This is a genomic window from Phytopseudomonas argentinensis, from assembly GCF_900113905.1.
Lineage (GTDB): Bacteria > Pseudomonadota > Gammaproteobacteria > Pseudomonadales > Pseudomonadaceae > Aquipseudomonas > Aquipseudomonas argentinensis.
The window spans coordinates 407460-425352 of sequence record NZ_FORC01000002.1; the positions used below are offsets into that span (position 1 = coordinate 407460).

Below are 17893 nucleotides of genomic sequence, written 5' to 3' on the forward strand. Positions count from 1 at the left end.
AGGTGAGGTATGGCCCCGCGGCATCCGTGTAGTGCTGTGAATGCGACTTTTTCGCACTGAGAGTCAGCGCCCCGGATGAAGAGAACCATGAACCACCGCACCAAGCGCCAACAGCAAGCCGCCCTGAAACACCTTGGCCTGGCCACGTGGCTGATAGGCACCTCACTGCTGCCCCTGGCACCCACCGTGCTGGCCCAGGCTGTTGGCGATCAGGCCGCTACCTATGAGTTCGCCGTTGCCGCCCAGCCGCTGCCCCAGGCACTCGACGCCTTCAGCCGCGCCACTGGCCTTAACGTGGTCTACACCGCCGAAGCGCCTTACACCGTGCAGGCTCCTGCCGTGCAGGGGCGCATGAGCGCCGAGCAGGCGCTGACCCGCTTGCTGGCCGGCTCAGGGTTCACCTTCGGGCGCACGGGCGCCAACACCATTACCCTGCAGGCACTGCCCGCTGACGGTGCGGTGAATCTGGGCGCGGTGAATATCCAGTCGCAGCGTACGCCGAGCACCAGCTACCAGCCGCCGGAAACCACCTCGCTGACGCGCAGCGACACGCCACTGCTGGAAATCCCCCAGGCGGTAGCCGTGGTGCCGGCGCAGGCGCTGCAGGATCAGCAGCCGCAGAACCTCGATGAGGCGCTGGTCAACGTCAGCGGCATCACCCAGTCCAACACCCTGGGCAGCACCCTGGATGCGGTGATGAAGCGCGGCTTCGGCGACAACCGCGACGGCTCCATCCTGCGCGACGGCATGCGCACCATCCAGGGCCGCAACTTCACCGCCACCGCCGAGCGCGTCGAAGTGCTCAAGGGGCCGTCGTCGATGCTCTACGGCATCCTCGATCCGGGCGGCGTGATCAACGTGGTGGGCAAGAAGCCGCAGCTGGAGAGTTACCGCGCCATCACCGGCCGCGCCTCGACCTACGGCCATGGCAAGAACGGCAGTGGCGGCACCCTGGATGTCACCGGCCCGCTGGGTGAAACCGGCCTGGCCTATCGGCTGGTCGCCGATTATGACGACGCCGATTACTGGCGCAGCTTCGGTACCAACCGCGACAAGACCTTTGCGCCCTCGCTGGCCTGGTACGGCGAGGACACCACGGTGACCCTCAGCCACGAGTACCGCGAGTATTCGGTGCCGTTCGATCGCGGCACCCTGTTTCGCAACGGCAAGCCGCTGGACATTCCCGCCGAGCGCCGCATGGACGAGGCCTACAACATCACCGAAGGTCGCTCGCACCTGACCATCTTCGACCTCTCGCACCAGCTCAACGAAGACTGGAAGGCGCACTTCGCCTACAGCTACAACCGTGACCGCTACGACGATTACCAGGCGCGCATCTTCCGTGAGCCCCGGGTTGCATCCAGCAACGCGTATGAGCGCCGACTGGACGGCACCCGCGGCGCAGTCAGCACCTCGCACTTCGCCACTTTCGACCTGGATGGCAAGGTGCAACTCGGCGGTATGCAGCACGACCTGCTGATGGGCGTGGACCACGAATACCGCAAGTTCTATCGCGAAGACCTGCTGCGTCAGAACACCGCCATTCGTTTCGACCCGTTCAACCCGGTATACGGCAATGTGCCGGTGCCCACCACGGTGGTGGCCAGCGACAGCGACCAGACCGATCGCGTGGTCACTCAGTCGGCGTTCTTCCAGGATTCGGTGCACTTGAGCGAGCAGTGGATCTTCGTGGTGGGTGCCCGCTATCAGCTGTATGACCAGATGTCCGGGCGCGGCCGGCCGTTCAGCAAGAACACCGATATCGATGGTCAGGTCTGGGTGCCTCGGGTGGGCCTGGTCTACAAGCTCAACGACGAGCTGTCGCTGTATGGCGGCTACACCGAGTCGTTCAAACCCAACTCGACAATCGCGCCGTTGACCAATGCCGCCTCCATCAATGGCGTGCAGCCGGAGGAGGGCAAGAGCTGGGAGATTGGCGCCAAGCTGGATATGCCCGGACGCATCACCGGCACCCTGGCACTGTTCGATATCGTCAAGGAAAACGTACTGGTGACCCAGACCGACAATGCTACAGGGCTCACAGTGGCGACTGGCGCCGGTGAAGTGCGCTCCCGCGGGGTGGAGCTGGACGTTACCGGGCAGCTGACCGACGATCTCAGCCTGATCGGCAGCTATGCCTTTACCGATGCCAAGGTGACAAAGGATCCGGAGCTCAAGGGCAATGGCCTGCAGAACGTGGCCCGGCATACCGCGTCGCTGTACGGCGTGTATGACTTCGGCCAGCTATTCGGTGCCGACCGGGTGCGCGCCGGTGTAGGCGCTCGCTACGTGGGCGACCGGGAAGGCGATGCGGCCAACAGTTTCACCCTGCCGTCCTACACCGTGGCCGATGCCTTCACTAGCTACGACACCCGCCTGGGCGACAACAAGCTGAAGCTGCAGCTCAACGTGAAGAACCTGTTGGACAAGACCTACTACAGCTCGGCGGTGAACAACCTTGCCGTTTCCGTCGGTGAGCCACGCCAGGTACAGCTCTCCAGCACCCTGGAGTTCTGACGGCTGTCGTAGCCCAGGTCGAGCGCAGCGACACCCGGGAGATGGAGCCTGGGTATCGCTGCGCTCAACCACAGGCTACGACGGTCGCCGGTAGCCCGGCGTTGAGCGAAGCGATACCCGGGGATGGTTACGGCCTAACCACCAGAACGCAAGAGCCCGGCACTAGGCCGGGCTCTTGTCTACCGCAGGGCGATGCTTACTGCACCTCCACCGCCAGGCTTTCGGCGATCTTCTTGTTCCAGATCGCAGGACCCGTGATGTGCACCGACTCGCCGTTGCTGTCGACTGCCACGGTGACCGGCATGTCCTTGACCTCGAACTCGTAGATCGCTTCCATGCCCAGCTCGGCGAACGCCAGCACCTTGGACTTCTTGATCGCCTGGGCCACCAGGTAGGCGGCGCCGCCGACGGCCATCAGGTAGACGGCCTTGTTGTCCTTGATCGCGTCGATGGCGGTCGGGCCGCGCTCGGACTTGCCGATCATGCCCAGAAGGCCGGTCTGCTCGAGGATCTGCCGGGTGAACTTGTCCATCCGCGTGGCGGTGGTCGGGCCGGCTGGGCCTACCACTTCGTCGCCGATCGGGTCGACCGGGCCCACGTAGTAGATGAAGCGGCCTTTCAGGTCGACCGGCAGTTCTTCATCCTTGTTGAGCATCTCGACCATGCGCTTGTGCGCCGCGTCGCGGCCGGTGAGCATCTTGCCGTTGAGCAGGATGGTTTCGCCCGGCTTCCAGCTCTGCACGTCTTCCGGGGTCAGGGTGTCGAGGTCGACGCGGCGCGCCGACGGGCCGGCTTCCCAGACGATTTCCGGATAGGCGTCCAGGGGCGGCGCTTCCAGCTCGGCCGGGCCGCTGCCGTCGAGCACGAAGTGGGCGTGGCGGGTGGCGGCGCAGTTGGGGATCATGCATACCGGCAAGGACGCCGCGTGAGTCGGGTAATCCATGATCTTCACATCGAGCACGGTGGTCAGGCCACCCAGGCCCTGGGCGCCGATGCCCAGCTGGTTGACCTTCTCGAACAGCTCCAGACGCATTTCTTCGATCTTGTTCTGCGGGCCGCGAGCCTGCAGCTCATGGATGTCGATGTGCTCCATGAGCACTTCCTTGGCCATCACCGCGGCCTTTTCGGCGGTACCGCCGATGCCGATGCCGAGCATGCCCGGTGGGCACCAGCCGGCACCCATGGTCGGCACGGTCTTGAGGACCCAGTCGACGATCGAGTCGGACGGGTTGAGCATGGCCATCTTCGACTTGTTCTCGGAGCCGCCGCCCTTGGCTGCAACGTCCACTTCCACCTTGTCGCCAGGGACGATGGAGTAGTGGATGACGGCCGGGGTGTTGTCCTTGGTGTTCTTGCGGGCACCGGCCGGGTCGGCCAGGATCGAGGCGCGCAGCACGTTCTCCGGCAGGTTGTAGGCGCGGCGAACACCTTCGTTGATCATGTCGTCGACGCCCATGGTGGCGCCGTCCCAGCGCACGTCCATACCGACCTTGACGAACACGGTGACGATGCCGGTGTCCTGGCAGATCGGGCGGTGGCCGGTGGCGCACATGCGCGAGTTGATGAGGATCTGCGCCATGGAGTCGCGGGCGGCCGGCGACTCTTCACGCAGATAGGCCTCGTGCATCGCCTGGATGAAGTCGACGGGATGGTAATAGGAGATGAACTGCAGGGCGTCGGCGACGCTCTGGATCAGGTCATCTTGCTTGATCACGGTCATGTGGGGGCGCTCCCTTGTAGGGCAGGAACTGCAAATGCCGGAACGTTGCCGGCTCGTTCTAAAAGGCGCGGCAGTATACCGCGGGGGCGGCGCCCGGGACACCCGTTGGACGGCCGCGATAACTCCATCCGGTCACTAGGCTTTTTCATGGCGCACGGTTAGAGTGGAGGCCAGTTGCCAGTATGGGAGGGAGCCCATGACCTCCAGCAACAAGCCACTCAATCAGAAGACCCTGCAGCGCTTGCTGGTCAAGCGTTTCGGTATGGCCGTGGCCAGCTATCTGGCCATCTTCGCACTGGTGTCGATCGCACATTACTACGGTCTGTTCGCGGCCGCCGGCGGGGCGGTAGCGCTTCTGCTGGCCGCTGCCACTGCCAGCCAGCTGCTGTTTTTCGGCCTGTTCCTGAGCGGTCGCAATCAGTCCTTTCGTGACCCGAGCCTGACCGAGGCGCAGGTACTGGTGGCTCTGGGCTTGACCACGGTACTGGTCGCCATGCTCGACCAGGCGCGCGGCAGCCTGCTGGTGCTCTATCCGATGTCGATGCTGTTCGGCCTGTTCCAGTTGCGGGTCTGGGTGTTCTTTCGCTGTGCCTGCCTGGCATTCGTCTGCTTTGCGGGCATCAACCTGTACGAGTTCCAGGCCGGCCTCATCCAGGATATAGGCCTGGCGGTGCTGCAGACCTGCGTGTTGGCGCTGGTGCTGGCGTGGCTGAACCTGTTTGCCTGGTACATGCAGCAGATGCGTCAGCGCATGCGCAAGCGGCGCTTCGCCCTGCAGGCTCACCAGGAGACCCTGCGTGGCATGATGCGTCAGCTCGAAGACATGGTGGCCACCGACGAGCTTACCGGCCTGTGCAACCGGCGCCATTTCCTGCGCATGGCCGCCCAGGCGCTGGAAACGCTGACGCCCATGCGCCAGCATGGCCTGGCGCTGATCGATCTCGACCACTTCAAGCACATCAACGACCGTTATGGCCATGCCGCGGGCGACCGCGTGCTGCAGGCATTCGCGAGTGTGGCCAGCGAGTGCCTGCGTGACGGCGACGTGATCGCTCGTTATGGCGGTGAGGAGTTCGTGCTGCTGATACCCGATACCGATGCCGATGCCTTTCGGGCTTGCTGCGAGCGCCTGCGCGTGGCCTTCAGTGAGTGCAAACCGGTAAATGTTAAGGTGTCCAATCTCAGCCTTTCCGTGGGGATGACCCTGTTGTCCATGTACGACAATCTTGACGAAGCCCTGCACCGGGCCGATCAGGCGCTTTACCAGGCCAAACGCAGTGGTCGCAATCGCAGTGCATCGACCTGGGAACTGGCCGATGCCTGAACTGCGGGTCGGCGAGCGGCACTGGCAGGTCGCCGAGGCCAGCAATCTGCTCGACGCCTTGCTGGATGCGGGAGTGGCAGTGCCCTACAGCTGCCGCGCTGGCAGTTGCCAGGCCTGCCTAGTGCGCTGCGTGGCGGGCGAGCCACGCGACGCCAAACCCGATGCTCTTGATTTCGCGCGCCGCGAGCAGGGCTGGCGGCTGGCTTGCCAGTGCAGCGTGGTCGAGCCCTTGCAGGTGGAAGTGTTCGACCCGACCCGCGATGGGCTACCGGCACAGGTACAGGCCCTGGATTGGCTCAGCGAGCGGGTAATGCGCCTGCGCCTGCAGCCGCAGCAACCCCTGCGCTACCGGGCGGGCCAGCACCTGCTGTTATGGACGGCCGAGGGTATCGCCCGACCATACTCGCTCGCCTGTCTGCCTGGGGAAGACGCCAGCCTGGAATTTCACATCGATTGCGGCCGGCCTGGCGCTTTCTGTGATGCCGCCCGGCAGCTTCAGACGGGCGACAGTCTCCGCCTCGGAGCGCTGAGCGGCGGCGCGCTGCGCTACGACGCTGACTGGCAGGAACGGCCGCTTTGGCTGCTCGCCGCTGGAACCGGCCTGGCGCCCTTGTGGGCCGTATTGCGCGAGGCGCTGCGTCAGGAACACCAGGGACCGATCCGCGTCGTGCATCTGGCCAGTACGGGTGACGAGCATTACCTGGCGCAGGCGTTGCGAGAAGTCGCCGAGCATAATCCGCAGGTGCAGGTCGAGCTGATCGAGGCGGCGCAGTTTCCCGCTTTCCTGTCGACCCTGCGCCTCGCGTCCCGGCAGACGGTGGCCTTGCTCTGCGGCGGTTCCGAGGCCGTGGAAGCGTTCTCACGGCGCCTGTACCTGGCCGGCCTGCCGCGCAGCCAGCTACTGAGCGACCTGTTTCTGCCCCACGCCTGATTATCCGGCACACATGAAAAGGCCCGCATCGATGCGGGCCTTTTCGTTGCTGCGCCAGTCTCAGACGAGTGCGTCACCGACGTGCAGGATCTTCATGCCGTTGGTGCCACCGATGGTGTGGTAGCTGTCACCCTTGGTAAGGATGACCCAGTCGCCTTGCTCGACGAGACCGCGCTTGAGCAGCTCGTCCACCGCGGCCTGGCTGACTTCGCCCGGTGGCAGGGCCGCCGGGTCGAAAGGGATGGTATACACGCCGCGGAACATCGCCGAACGCGCCTGGGTATCGCGGTGCGGGGAGAACGAGTAGATCGGCACCGAGGAACGGATACGCGACATAATCAACGGCGTGTAACCGCTCTCGGTGAGGGCGATGATCGCCTTCACACCCGGGAAGTGGTTGGCCGTGTACATGGCCGCCAGGGCGATGCTCTCGTCGCAACGTTCGAAGGTCTTGCCGATACGGTGGCTGGAACTCTTGCCGGTCGGGTGACGTTCGGCGCCCACGCAGATGCGTGCCATGGCCTGCACCGCTTCCAGCGGGTAGGCACCGGCCGCGCTCTCGGCTGAAAGCATGACGGCGTCGGTGTAGTCGAGCACGGCGTTGGCCACGTCGGAGACTTCGGCACGGGTCGGCATCGGGTTCTGGATCATCGACTCCATCATCTGAGTCGCGACGATCACCGCCTTGTTGTGACGGCGCGCGTGCAGGATGATCTTCTTCTGGATGCCCACCAGTTCGGCGTCGCCGATTTCCACACCCAGGTCGCCTCGGGCGACCATCACCACGTCGCTCGCCTTGATCAGGCCGTCGAGGGTTTCGTCATCGGCGACCGCTTCGGCGCGTTCGATCTTGGCGACCAGCCAGGCCTTGCCGCCGGACTCGTCACGCAGCTGGCGGGCGTATTCCATGTCCGCTGCATCGCGCGGGAAGGAAACGGCCAGGTAATCCAGGTCCATTTCGGCCGCCAGCTTGATGTCGGCCTTGTCCTTCTCGGTCAGGGCCGGTGCGGTCAGGCCGCCACCACGGCGGTTGATGCCCTTGTGGTCGGACAGCGGGCCACCGATCAGCACGACACATTCGAGGGTAGCGGGGGTGGTGCTTTCAACGCGCATGACCACGCGACCATCGTCGAGCAGTAACTCGTCGCCGACGCCGCAATCCTTGACCAGATCCGGGTAGTCGATGCCGACCACCTGCTGGTTGCCCTCGGTCAGCGGATGGCTGGTGGAGAAGGTGAAGCGATCACCGACTTCCAGCTCGATACGCTTGTTGGCGAACTTGGCGATGCGGATCTTCGGGCCTTGCAGGTCGCCCAGCAGAGCCACGTGGCGGCCATGCTTGGCGGCGATGTCGCGTACCAGCTGGGCGCGTGCCTTGTGCTCGTCCGGCGAGCCGTGGGAGAAGTTCAGACGGGCGACATCCAGCCCAGCCAGGATCAGCTTTTCCAGCATCTGCGGCGAGTTGCTGGCTGGGCCGAGGGTGGCGACGATTTTGGTGCGGCGAACGGTCATGCGCGGACTCCTTAATTGAAGCAGACCGCGAGGCTACTACGCCGCCGCGTTGTAGTCATTGTTCCGCTGCACTACTTTTCGGCCGGCAGCTTGACCACCAGCAGGTCGCAGTCCACCGACTCGAGCAGGCGCTCGGCGGTGTGGCCGATGAGGATGGTGTCCAGCCGGCCGCGGGCGATGGCACCCATCACCAGCAGGTCGATTTCCTGCTTGCGCACGAAGCGCGGCAGCATGTTTTCCGGCGCGCCCTCGAGCAGGTGGGCCGATTGCGGAGCGATGCCGTGTTGCCCCACCAGGTCATCGAAGGCCTGGTGATGCTGCTGGGCGTCATCCTGGAGGTACTGCTGATAAGTGGCCAGCAGTTCGGTGTTGTTGAGCAGCGTACGCGGCAGCGGCGCGTGGCAATGCACCACGTCGGCATGCATGCCGAGGGCCGTGGAGAGAGCCTGGCTGGTGCTGATCAGGTGGTGGTCGAGCGCGGCGGGCTTGTCATCCTTGTGCAAGGGGTCGACGGCGGTGCATAGCTTGCCGCCACGCCATTCGGCATGGTGCACCAGCCACAGCGGGAACGGACAATGGCGCATCAGCTGCCAGCAGCTGTCGGTCAGCAGCAGGCGACGCAACAGGTTGTTGTGGGCGGCAGACTTGAGCACCAGATCCGGCTGCAGCTGATCCGCCACTTCAAGAACGCTTTCATGCAGGCGCTTGCCCCAGCGTACGTCCAGCTGCAGGGCCAGGCCCTCGCTCTGCAGCGGCGTCAGCAATTCCTGCAGCCAGGTGCTGCGCTGCTCGAGCAGGGCCTCACGGGCCTGGGTCTGCAGGCTGTTTTCCAACGTGCTGCCATCCAGGGCAGCACTATACTCGACCAGCAGCACATGCAGGTGCGCCTGGGTTCTGCGGGCCAGCCAGGCGGCGCGCTCCAGGGCAGGGTGGCTGGGTTGGCTGGCATCGATAACGACCAGTAGCTTATCGAGTTTCATGGGAGCGACCTCGCTGGTGATTAGCGCGCATTGCAGCCCGTTGGCGGAGGGCCTGCGTTGACCTGCATCAGCCTAAAGGATCGCCGCCGATTATTCGCTGCCAGGCAGCGGCGAACGCAATGCAGCATGTTGCGAGTGTTCAGTTTTCGCGGGCCGCGCCGATACGCTGCTCATTGGAGGAGAAACCCATGCGTATTCTGTTACTGCTGTGCTGTGTTCTGGCCATTGGCGGGTGCTCCCGCATGTCGCTCGACCACCATCTGAACAAGGCTTATCAGGCTTACGACCGAGGCGATTGCGAAGACGCCCTGCTGTACCTGTCCCAGGCCGAACGAGTGAGCCGTTCGCGCAGCTACATGCAGCCGGAAATCTCCCTGCTGCGCGGGCAGTGCCTGGAGCGCCAGAACCTGTACCTCGATGCCGCGCAGACCTATCAGTTCATCATCGGTCGTTATCCCACCAGCGAATATGCGTTCCGTGCCCGCGCCCGGCTGGAAACCCTGCGCCAGCTCGGCCATCAAGGCGTGTCGGAGCCTGCCAAGGTCTCCCCCGCAGGTGCGCTCTGACGGTACTGCAATGCTTACCTGGGGATTGCCGCGATGCGCGCCTTGATGGCTCTGCTATTGGTACCGTGCCTGGCCGTCGGGCAGGTATACCGCTGGGTCGATGACCAGGGGCAGGTGCACTACGGCCAGCAGCCGCAAGGGGCCAACGCGCAGGCCGTCGAGCTACGCCCGCAAGTGGTCGAGCGTGATGCCGCCACCCAGGCGCGCGAGCAGCGTGCCGAGCGTTACTTCCAGGCCCGTCGCGACGAGCAGGCCAAGGCCACCCAGGCGCGGCGCGAGCAGCAGGCGCAGCTCGCCAAGGCATGCGCCCAGCTACGTGCGCAACTGGCGTCGATGCCCGCCGGACGGCGCTATTACCAGCCCGGCGCCGATGGCGAGCGACGCTACTACACTGACGAGGAGCTGGACGCCGCCCGGGCCCGGCTCGCGAGCCAACTGTCAGAGCGCTGTGATTGAGTGCTGGTCAGTTCTTCACCTAGGCGGCATACTCGGCAAATACTCATAGCCTTCTGCCATCATGAACGCCAATCGCCATATCGAGCGGCATCAGCTGCCTTATTATCTGAACGTCTTCAATGCCTTCACTGACAAGCCCGTCGGTCATTTGGGTAACGTGTCGGCGGACGGCCTGATGCTGATCAGCCAGTTGCCGCTACTGGTCGGTGGCCGCTTCGATCTGCGCCTGAAGATTCCGGGCTGTGACGGCTTGCGTTACATCGACTTCAGCGCCACCTGTCTGTGGTGCCAGGAAGACGTGACCCCCGGCAGCTTCGACTCGGGCTTCGCCCTTGAAGCTCCGCCAGGTGACTACCTGGAGATGGTCGAGGCGCTGCGTTATTACTTCAGTTTTCATCCCCTCGCCGCATCGGTGTGAGGCTTGCCTGGTGTCAGTCAGGCAGATCGATTGCGCGTCTCTCTCGTTGTTCCACTAATTTTCTTCGCGTCCTTGTAAGCCATTGCTTACGGCGTCTGTAAGCCATGATGGCTTTTCGGCGTTTGAAAGCTGACTTTCAGCGGTTTTGATTTCATAAGTAATTGAAATTAAAGGATTTATTTTTTAAGTCTCGACTAGGTTGCTGTTTGTACGCCGGCAACGGGTCGTTGTGATTAATTCCTGAGTCGTTAATATTCGAACCGTGCACAGGGACAAGCACAGGCTGTTAAGGAAAACGGCCAGGACATCGCGGGACGCGATCCATCAGGATGATGAGTTGGGAGTTTCAGGGAATAGGGACAAAAGAGTGGGCGGGTAAAACCGCCCCTTTTTTTTGCCTGCAGAAAAGCAGCCTCGCTCAGTGCCCTGCGGTCTGGGCAAGCTCCTCGGCCGAGCCACTTGGCCTCCCGGCGGGCCAGGGCTGGGCGATCGCGCTCCCCATTGCAGGCGCCGATAAAAAATGCCGCGACCCTTGCGGGCGGCGGCATCTCCGGTGGCGGTCAGTGCCGCCTCGCTCAGCGCTCGAGGTGCTGCAGCTTGTCTTTCACGCCGTCCCACTCTTGCGCATCGGGCAGTGCGTCTTTGCGTTCGGTGATGTTCGGCCAGATTTCCGCCAGCTCGGCGTTGAGCTCGATGTATTCCTGCATGCCATCGGGTATCTCGTCTTCGGAGAAGATGGCCTGCGCCGGGCACTCAGGCTCGCAGAGCGCGCAGTCGATGCACTCATCCGGGTGGATCACCAGGAAGTTCGGGCCCTCGTAGAAGCAGTCCACCGGACAGACTTCCACGCAGTCGGTGTACTTGCACTTGATGCAGTTGTCGGTGACGACGAAGGTCATTTCTAGTTTTCTCCTCGGGCTACGGCAGCGAGCGGTTTCTTGAATCGGCCGCTCTCAGGCTCTGGAGTGGGCTTGCGTGCCAGGCTAACGGCCGCAGCGCTCCCGGAGCGCGCGGGATTCTATCAGCTAGTTGGCTCCGGCGTTAGACCCGCGCCTTCCATGCATATAACAGTTCGAGCGCCTTGCGCGGGCTCAGTTCGTCCGGATTGACCTGCTGCAGCTCCTCCAGCACCGGGTGGGGCAGGCTGGCGAACAGGTCGCTCTGCATCGGTGCGGCGGATTTTCCTGCGCCCTGGGGTGGCAGATCGTGGGGCAGGCTGGTGGTCTCCAGGCGCGCCAGATGCTCGCGGGCACGCAGGATCACCGGGCCCGGCACACCCGCCAGTTGCGCCACCGCCAAGCCGTAGCTCTGGCTCGCCGGGCCGGGTAGCACGTGGTGCAGGAAGACGATGCGCTCGTTGTGCTCGGTGGCGTTGAGGTGCACGTTGGCCACCGCCGGCTGGCTTTCCGGCAATATCGTCAGCTCGAAATAATGGGTGGCGAACAGCGTGTAGGCACGTAGGCTGGCCAGCTGTTCGGCAGCGGCCCAGGCCAGGGACAGGCCGTCGAAGGTGCTGGTGCCGCGGCCCACTTCGTCCATCAGCACCAGGCTGCGGTCGCTGGCGTTGTGCAGGATGTTGGCAGTCTCGCTCATCTCCACCATGAAGGTCGAGCGGCCGCCGGCCAGGTCGTCGCTGGAGCCGATGCGGGTGAAGATGCGGTCGACCATCGACAGTTCGCAGCGCGCCGCCGGTACGAAGCTGCCGATATGGGCGAGCAACACGATCAATGCGGTCTGGCGCATGTAGGTGGACTTACCGCCCATGTTCGGACCGGTGATGATCAGCATCCGCGTGGCATCGTCGAGCTTCAGGTCGTTGGCCACGAACGGCGTGGTCAGCACCTGCTCGACCACCGGATGACGACCTTGCTCGATCAGCATGCAGGGTTCGTCGACGAAGCGCGGGCGGTTGAGATCCAGGTTCAGGGCGCGTTCGGCCAGGTCGCTCAGCACGTCCAGCTCGGCCAGCGCGGCGGCACTGTCCTGCAGCGGGCCGAGATGGCCGATCAGGCGCTCGAGCAGCGCTTCGTAGAGCTGCTTTTCCCGGGCCAGCGCGCGGCTCTTGGCCGACAGCGCCTTGTCTTCGAACTCCTTGAGCTCGGGGGTGATGAAGCGCTCGGCACCCTTGAGCGTCTGCCGGCGAATGTAATCCGCTGGCGCCGACTCGGCCTGCTTGCTCGGCAGCTCGATGAAATAGCCGTGCACGCGGTTGTAGCCGACCTTGAGGTTGGCCAGGCCGGTACGGGCCTTCTCGCGGGTTTCCAGGTCCATCAGATACTGTCCGGCATTCTCGCCCAGCGACTGCAGCTCATCGAGCTCGGCGTCGTAGCCGGTCTTCAGCACACCGCCGTCACGGATGACCGCCGGCGGGTTGTCGATGATCGCCCTGGCCAGCAGTTCGGCCAGCTCAGGGTAGGTGCTCACGGCGCGCGCCAGGCTTGTCAGGTGCGGCGATTCCAGCTCGGCCATCGCGCTTTGCAAGGTCGGCAGGGCGGCGAGGGCGTCGCGCAGGCGGGCCAGGTCGCGCGGACGGGCGTTGCGCAGGCCGATGCGGGCGAGAATGCGCTCCAGGTCGCCGATCTCCTTGAGCTGCGGCTGCAGGGTTTCGAACCGGTAGCGGTCCAGCAGGCAGGCAATCGATTCCTGGCGTGCCTCGAGCACCGCGCGATCGCGCAGCGGGCGGTTCAGCCAGCGACCAAGCAGGCGACTGCCCATGGCGGTCTGGCAACGGTCGACCACCGATTGCAGGGTGTTATCGCGGCCGCCGGCGAGGTTGACGTCCAGCTCCAGGTTACGGCGGCTGGCCGCGTCGAGGATCACCGTGTCGTCGATGCGTTCGTGGCGCAGGCTGCGCAGGTGGGGAAGGGCGGTGCGCTGGGTTTCCTTGGCGTAGGCCAGCAGGCAGCCGGCCGCGCCGATGGCCAGGGTCAGGGTCTCGCAGCCGAAGCCCTTGAGGTCCTGGGTGCCGAACTGCTGGCACAGGCTCTTCTGCGCGGTGTCGCGCTCGAAGTCCCAGGGCGCGCGGCGACGCGAGCCGCGGCGTTTCTCGGCCGGCAGGCCTTGCGGCCAGTCATCGGGAATCAGCAGCTCGGCCGGGTTGAGGCGCTCGAGTTCGGCGAGCAGGTTTTCCCAGCCCTTGATCTCCAGCACGCTGAAGCGGCCGCTGGTGATATCCAGCACAGCGAGGCCGAACAGACGCTCGTCACCCAGCACGGCGGCCAACAGGTTGTCGCGGTGCTCGTCGAGCAGCGCTTCATCGCTGATGGTACCGGGGGTGATGATACGCACCACCTGGCGCTCCACCGGGCCCTTACTGGTGGCCGGATCGCCAATCTGCTCGCAGATCACCACCGACTCACCGAGCTTGACCAGCTTGGCCAGGTAACCCTCGACGGAGTGAAACGGAATGCCGCACATCGGAATCGACTGGCCTGCCGACTGCCCGCGGGCGGTCAGGGTGATGTCCAGCAATTTGGCGGCTTTCTTCGCATCCTCGTAGAAGATCTCGTAGAAATCACCCATGCGATAGAACATCAGCTGATCCGGGTGCTGGTTCTTCAGTCTCCAATATTGCTGCATCATCGGGGTATGGGAGCTGAGGTCGCTTTGGCTCATCGTGTCGAGTGTCCGGCTGAATAGCAAAAGCGCCTAGTGTACGGTATCGACCCCCCACGCTTTAACCCCGGAGTGCAGATGAATAGCGTTGATCAGCCCATCACCGGGCTCGCCGCCCGACTCGGTGAGGCGTTGCAGGCTCAGGGTGCCCAGGTGACCACGGCGGAGTCCTGCACGGGCGGTGGTATCGCCGAGGCCATCACGCGCATCGCCGGCAGTTCAGCCTGGTTCGAGGCCGGCTTCGTGACCTATTCCAATGCCCAGAAAACCCGCCAACTGGACGTACCCGAAGCACTCTTCGCCAGCGTCGGCGCGGTCAGTCGCGAGGTGGTCGAAGCCATGGTGCGTGGTGCTCAGGCCCAGAGCGGTGCCTGTTATGCCACGGCGGTCAGCGGTGTGGCCGGGCCGGGCGGCGGTAGCGCGGAGAAGCCGGTCGGCACCGTGTGGATCGCCTGGGGCGATGGCAGCCGGCTGTTCAGCCGGCGCTTCCAGTTCCCTGGGGATCGCGATGCGGTGCGCCGGCAGACCGTGGAAGCGGCGCTGCAGGGATTGTTGCGACTACTGGTAGAAGAAAATCCTGCTGCGGGGTAGGCGAGTGCCGAACCCTGTGGAATAATACTGTCTACTTATACAGTTATTGGCCGTCAGGCCCTTCTGATCACGTGAGGAATACAATGGACGAGAACAAGAAGCGCGCGTTGGCGGCTGCCCTGGGCCAGATCGAGAAACAGTTCGGCAAGGGCGCGGTGATGCGCATGGGCGACCATGATCGCCAGGCGATTCCAGCCATTTCCACCGGCTCTCTGGGCCTGGATATCGCGCTTGGCATTGGCGGCCTGCCTAAAGGTCGTATCGTCGAAATCTACGGCCCGGAATCCTCGGGTAAGACCACCCTGACCCTGCAGGTCATCGCCGAAGCGCAGAAGGCCGGTGCCACCTGTGCCTTCGTCGACGCCGAGCACGCGCTGGACCCTGACTACGCCGGCAAGCTGGGCGTCAACGTCGACGACCTGCTGGTCTCGCAGCCGGATACCGGTGAGCAGGCCCTGGAAATCACCGACATGCTGGTGCGCTCCAACGCCATCGACGTGATCATCGTCGACTCCGTTGCCGCCCTGGTGCCGAAGGCGGAAATCGAAGGTGAAATGGGCGACATGCACGTCGGCCTGCAGGCGCGTCTGATGAGCCAGGCGCTGCGCAAGATCACCGGTAACATCAAGAACGCCAACTGCCTGGTGATTTTCATCAACCAGATCCGCATGAAGATCGGCGTGATGTTCGGCAGCCCGGAAACCACCACCGGCGGTAACGCCCTGAAGTTCTATGCATCGGTTCGCCTCGACATCCGTCGCACCGGCGCGGTGAAAGAGGGCGACGAGGTGGTCGGCAGCGAAACACGTGTCAAGGTGGTCAAGAACAAGGTCGCGCCGCCATTCCGTCAGGCCGAGTTCCAGATTCTCTACGGCAAGGGCATCTACCGTAACGGCGAAATCATCGATCTGGGTGTGCAGCAGGGCCTGGTCGAGAAATCCGGTGCCTGGTACAGCTACAAGGGCAACAAGATCGGCCAGGGCAAGGCCAATGCCGCTAAGTTCCTGGAAGATAACGTGGAAGTGGCCCGCGAGATCGAAGGGCAGATTCGCGACAAGCTGCTGGTGGTCTCCGGCCCCGCTGCTGCCAAAGCCAATGCCACTGTCGATGATCTGGCGGATACCGAAGCCGACTTCTGATGCCCGTTGTTCTGGATAACACCGCGGCGGTGCGCCATGCCGCCATGGATTTGCTGGCGCGCCGCGAACACGGGCGTGTCGAGCTGGCGCGCAAGTTGCGCCAGCGCGGTGCCAGCGACGAGCATATCGAGACAGCCCTCGATCGCCTGAGCGAGGAAGGGCTGCTGTGCGAGGCGCGTTATCTGGAAAGCTTCATCAGTTACCGCGCACGCTCGGGTTTCGGCCCGCAGCGCATTCGCGATGACCTGTCGCAACGGGGCCTGGCCAGAGCGGATATCGACCAGGCGCTGCGCCACAGCGGTATCGATTGGCGTGAAGGCTTGCGGGAAACCTGGCAACGCAAGTTTGCCGGGCAGCTTCCGGGCGATGCTCGCGAACGGGCCAAGCAGATGCGTTTTCTGGTGTATCGCGGTTACCCGATGGATCTGGTCGGTCAGCTGCTACGCGGCGCCTTCGACGACTGACCCAGCCTTTCATTAACCGTCCGGTTCGCCATAGCGGCGCCCAGACGTTCCTTCCCCATTCCACTGCTTCAGCTCAGCCAATGTTCCGGCTGGTTGATCACGTCGAGCAACTCCCGCAGCCGTCCGGCATTACGCCCACTGAAGGCGAACAGCAGCCTTGGCAATCTGCACAGGTCGGGACCATCGAGGCGTTCATCGCCGGTTTGCTGTTGCTGGATGTCGCCGTGCTTGCACAGGTCGCTGAACTGCAGATTCAACTGGGCCAGTGCCGCTTCGCTCAGGGCATGGCGCATACGCACCACGAACTGATCCTTCAACCAGCGGCTGGAATGATAATTGGCGTAGAAACGGTCGATTTCCTGGGCGGCCGACTCGGCGTCGTGCACCAGGCGCATCAGGTTAAGGTCGCTGGAGAGGATATAGCCGTTGCTGTCCAGGTTTTGCTGGATGTAATCGAGCAAGCCCTGCCAGAAGGTGCCATCCGGCTCGTCGAGCAGGATCACCGGCACCAGCGGGCTCTTGCCGGTCTGGATCAGGGTGATCACTTCCAAAGCTTCATCCAGGGTGCCGAAGCCACCGGGGCAGAGCACCAGGGCGTCGGCTTCCTTGACGAAGAACAGCTTGCGCAGAAAGAAGAAATGGAAGGACAGCAGGTTGTCGCTGCCTTTCATGACCGCATTGGCGGATTGCTCGAAGGGCAGGGTGATGTTGAAGCCCAGGCTGTTGTCGCGCCCTGCACCCTCGTGGGCGGCGGCCATGATGCCGCCACCGGCGCCGGTGATCACCATCAGGTCATGACGGGCCAGGGTCTTGCCCAGCTCCCGCGCCAGGGCATATACCGGATGACCGGGTTGGGTGCGCGCCGAGCCGAACACCGTGACCTTGCGGCGCTGGCGAAAGCGCTCCAGCATGGCGAAAGCGCGCTCGAGCTCACGCAGGGTCTGCAGCATGATCTTGGCGTCCCAGCGGTTGCGGTCGGCCTGGGCCATGCGTGCGACGGTGGCGAGCATTTCCCGGTACAAGGCGCCATTGGCGCTACCGGCTGGCGTTATCCGCGTTGCCAGGGCGTCCAGCTCGGTTGCCAGCGCATCGCCACTTGCGGGCAGGTCGCCGTTCGCGTGATCGTCCATCGCGCTACTCCTTATCCCTCGATGCCCTGCGTTCTACTCTGGGTGCATGGCTTACAGACGGCAGTCGATCTTGTTGAATCGCTCGGTGGTAATGGGGCGGTTGCTCTGGATCTCGCTGAACTCATAGCGCAGCACCGCGCCGCTGGCCAGCAGCTTGCGAAACCCGGGGTTGCTGCACACGCTGTTGGCCAGTTGCGCACGGACCGTATCGGGATTGCCGCGCATCTGCGAAGCGTGCGCAGGGCGCACGCTGAGGTGGTTGATCAATTCGTTGCCTTCGACGCTGTAGCCGCGGTCGAGAATGTCCTCGTTGATGGCTCGTGGGGTGCCGGCGCTGCTTTCCTTGGCCACTTTTTCAAGGGTTTTGGTGAGCTCGTAATCCTTCAGCGACGCGGCGTGGGCGGCTGGCAGGAGCAGGCTGGCGAGTAGAACGGATAGGGCGATACGCTGCATGGGCAGACTCCTGAAGGCAGTGAGCGGTAATAGACCGAGCTGTTCTGGTTATGTTCGTATGGCGAATCAAGTCGACA

Annotated in this window: 16 protein-coding genes; 9 read left to right on the forward strand and 7 right to left on the reverse strand. The window is 63.8% G+C overall.

Translation table 11 applies throughout. The features are described from left to right. Positions 1 to 87 precede the first annotated feature (87 nt). Positions 88 to 2517: a TonB-dependent siderophore receptor gene (locus BM154_RS10385; RefSeq protein ID WP_083414535.1), complete on the forward strand. Its 2430-nt coding sequence runs from the start codon at positions 88 to 90 to the stop codon at positions 2515 to 2517. A 196-nt stretch (positions 2518 to 2713) separates the two neighbouring features. Here the strand turns inward: BM154_RS10385 and BM154_RS10390 are convergent, their stop codons facing one another. Then, on the reverse strand, positions 2714 to 4237 hold the full coding sequence (locus BM154_RS10390; RefSeq protein WP_074882939.1) for a fumarate hydratase: 1524 nt from the start codon (positions 4235 to 4237) through the stop codon (positions 2714 to 2716). 196 nt (positions 4238 to 4433) lie between these two features. Between BM154_RS10390 and BM154_RS10395 the strand changes: the two genes are divergently transcribed. Next, the gene (locus BM154_RS10395; RefSeq protein ID WP_074882942.1) at positions 4434 to 5561 is read left to right on the forward strand and encodes a GGDEF domain-containing protein; all 1128 of its coding nucleotides are present in this window, start codon (positions 4434 to 4436) and stop codon (positions 5559 to 5561) included. Next, positions 5554 to 6492, forward strand: coding sequence for an iron-sulfur-binding ferredoxin reductase (locus BM154_RS10400; RefSeq protein WP_074882944.1), 939 nt, complete (start codon positions 5554 to 5556; stop codon positions 6490 to 6492). The genes BM154_RS10395 and BM154_RS10400 overlap by 8 nt, the downstream gene beginning before the upstream one ends. Positions 6493 to 6552: 60 nt before the next feature. Here the strand turns inward: BM154_RS10400 and pyk are convergent, their stop codons facing one another. Next, positions 6553 to 8004: a pyruvate kinase gene (gene pyk, locus BM154_RS10405; protein WP_074882946.1), complete on the reverse strand. Its 1452-nt coding sequence runs from the start codon at positions 8002 to 8004 to the stop codon at positions 6553 to 6555. Positions 8005 to 8075: 71 nt separating this feature from the next. Then, a complete protein-coding gene (locus tag BM154_RS10410) occupies positions 8076 to 8984 on the reverse strand; it encodes a universal stress protein (RefSeq protein ID WP_074882948.1) in 909 nt (302 codons plus the stop codon). Positions 8985 to 9172: 188 nt separating this feature from the next. Here BM154_RS10410 and BM154_RS10415 point away from each other — a divergent pair, with 188 nt between their 5' ends. The 3 genes from BM154_RS10415 (at position 9173) to BM154_RS10425 (ending at position 10424) form a co-directional block, all read left to right on the forward strand. After that, the gene (locus tag BM154_RS10415; protein WP_074882950.1) at positions 9173 to 9550 is read left to right on the forward strand and encodes a tetratricopeptide repeat protein; all 378 of its coding nucleotides are present in this window, start codon (positions 9173 to 9175) and stop codon (positions 9548 to 9550) included. 33 nt (positions 9551 to 9583) lie between these two features. After that, entirely contained in the window at positions 9584 to 10006 is a 423-nt protein-coding gene (locus BM154_RS10420) for a DUF4124 domain-containing protein (protein WP_074882952.1), read from the forward strand. A 61-nt stretch (positions 10007 to 10067) separates the two neighbouring features. Then, positions 10068 to 10424 carry a PilZ domain-containing protein gene (locus BM154_RS10425; RefSeq protein ID WP_074882953.1) on the forward strand — a complete coding sequence of 119 codons (357 nt, stop codon included), beginning with the start codon at positions 10068 to 10070 and terminating at the stop codon, positions 10422 to 10424. A gap of 575 nt (positions 10425 to 10999) precedes the next feature. Here the strand turns inward: BM154_RS10425 and fdxA are convergent. Both fdxA and mutS read right to left on the reverse strand, forming a co-directional pair. Beyond that, on the reverse strand, positions 11000 to 11323 hold the full coding sequence (gene fdxA / locus BM154_RS10430) for a ferredoxin FdxA (protein ID WP_074882955.1): 324 nt from the start codon (positions 11321 to 11323) through the stop codon (positions 11000 to 11002). Between the two features lie 142 nt (positions 11324 to 11465). After that, positions 11466 to 14039, reverse strand: a complete 2574-nt coding sequence (mutS, locus tag BM154_RS10435; RefSeq protein WP_074882958.1) for a DNA mismatch repair protein MutS — start codon at positions 14037 to 14039, stop codon at positions 11466 to 11468. A 78-nt stretch (positions 14040 to 14117) separates the two neighbouring features. Here mutS and BM154_RS10440 point away from each other — a divergent pair, with 78 nt between their 5' ends. The 3 genes from BM154_RS10440 to recX all read left to right on the forward strand — a co-directional run bounded on the left by BM154_RS10440 (position 14118) and on the right by recX (position 16233). Continuing rightward, positions 14118 to 14630 carry a CinA family protein gene (locus BM154_RS10440; RefSeq protein WP_074882960.1) on the forward strand — a complete coding sequence of 171 codons (513 nt, stop codon included), beginning with the start codon at positions 14118 to 14120 and terminating at the stop codon, positions 14628 to 14630. Positions 14631 to 14713: 83 nt separating this feature from the next. Continuing rightward, on the forward strand, positions 14714 to 15769 hold the full coding sequence (gene recA / locus BM154_RS10445; RefSeq protein WP_074882962.1) for a recombinase RecA: 1056 nt from the start codon (positions 14714 to 14716) through the stop codon (positions 15767 to 15769). Then, positions 15769 to 16233: a recombination regulator RecX gene (recX, locus tag BM154_RS10450; RefSeq protein WP_074882964.1), complete on the forward strand. Its 465-nt coding sequence runs from the start codon at positions 15769 to 15771 to the stop codon at positions 16231 to 16233. Before recA ends, recX begins: the two co-directional genes overlap by 1 nt. Before the next feature lie 68 nt (positions 16234 to 16301). Here the strand turns inward: recX and BM154_RS10455 are convergent, their stop codons facing one another. Both BM154_RS10455 and BM154_RS10460 read right to left on the reverse strand, forming a co-directional pair. Next, positions 16302 to 17363 carry an LOG family protein gene (locus tag BM154_RS10455; RefSeq protein ID WP_074882966.1) on the reverse strand — a complete coding sequence of 354 codons (1062 nt, stop codon included), beginning with the start codon at positions 17361 to 17363 and terminating at the stop codon, positions 16302 to 16304. 51 nt (positions 17364 to 17414) lie between these two features. Beyond that, positions 17415 to 17816: a quorum-sensing-regulated virulence factor family protein gene (locus BM154_RS10460; RefSeq protein ID WP_074882968.1), complete on the reverse strand. Its 402-nt coding sequence runs from the start codon at positions 17814 to 17816 to the stop codon at positions 17415 to 17417. Between the last annotated feature and the right edge of the window lie 77 nt (positions 17817 to 17893).

Excerpts from the sequence above, each read along its gene's own strand:
- mutS (WP_074882958.1), bottom strand. The coding sequence starts at position 14,039 with ATGAGCCAAAGCGACCTCAGCTCCCATACCCCGATGATGCAGCAATAT.
- BM154_RS10395 (WP_074882942.1), top strand. The coding sequence starts at position 4,434 with ATGACCTCCAGCAACAAGCCACTCAATCAGAAGACCCTGCAGCGCTTG.
- BM154_RS10425 (WP_074882953.1), top strand. The coding sequence starts at position 10,068 with ATGAACGCCAATCGCCATATCGAGCGGCATCAGCTGCCTTATTATCTG.
- recA (WP_074882962.1), top strand. The coding sequence starts at position 14,714 with ATGGACGAGAACAAGAAGCGCGCGTTGGCGGCTGCCCTGGGCCAGATC.
- fdxA (WP_074882955.1), bottom strand. The coding sequence starts at position 11,323 with ATGACCTTCGTCGTCACCGACAACTGCATCAAGTGCAAGTACACCGAC.
- recX (WP_074882964.1), top strand. The coding sequence starts at position 15,769 with ATGCCCGTTGTTCTGGATAACACCGCGGCGGTGCGCCATGCCGCCATG.
- BM154_RS10385 (WP_083414535.1), top strand. The coding sequence starts at position 88 with ATGAACCACCGCACCAAGCGCCAACAGCAAGCCGCCCTGAAACACCTT.
- pyk (WP_074882946.1), bottom strand. The coding sequence starts at position 8,004 with ATGACCGTTCGCCGCACCAAAATCGTCGCCACCCTCGGCCCAGCCAGC.
- BM154_RS10400 (WP_074882944.1), top strand. The coding sequence starts at position 5,554 with ATGCCTGAACTGCGGGTCGGCGAGCGGCACTGGCAGGTCGCCGAGGCC.
- BM154_RS10420 (WP_074882952.1), top strand. The coding sequence starts at position 9,584 with ATGCGCGCCTTGATGGCTCTGCTATTGGTACCGTGCCTGGCCGTCGGG.
- BM154_RS10410 (WP_074882948.1), bottom strand. The coding sequence starts at position 8,984 with ATGAAACTCGATAAGCTACTGGTCGTTATCGATGCCAGCCAACCCAGC.
- BM154_RS10440 (WP_074882960.1), top strand. The coding sequence starts at position 14,118 with ATGAATAGCGTTGATCAGCCCATCACCGGGCTCGCCGCCCGACTCGGT.
- BM154_RS10455 (WP_074882966.1), bottom strand. The coding sequence starts at position 17,363 with ATGGACGATCACGCGAACGGCGACCTGCCCGCAAGTGGCGATGCGCTG.
- BM154_RS10390 (WP_074882939.1), bottom strand. The coding sequence starts at position 4,237 with ATGACCGTGATCAAGCAAGATGACCTGATCCAGAGCGTCGCCGACGCC.
- BM154_RS10460 (WP_074882968.1), bottom strand. The coding sequence starts at position 17,816 with ATGCAGCGTATCGCCCTATCCGTTCTACTCGCCAGCCTGCTCCTGCCA.
- BM154_RS10415 (WP_074882950.1), top strand. The coding sequence starts at position 9,173 with ATGCGTATTCTGTTACTGCTGTGCTGTGTTCTGGCCATTGGCGGGTGC.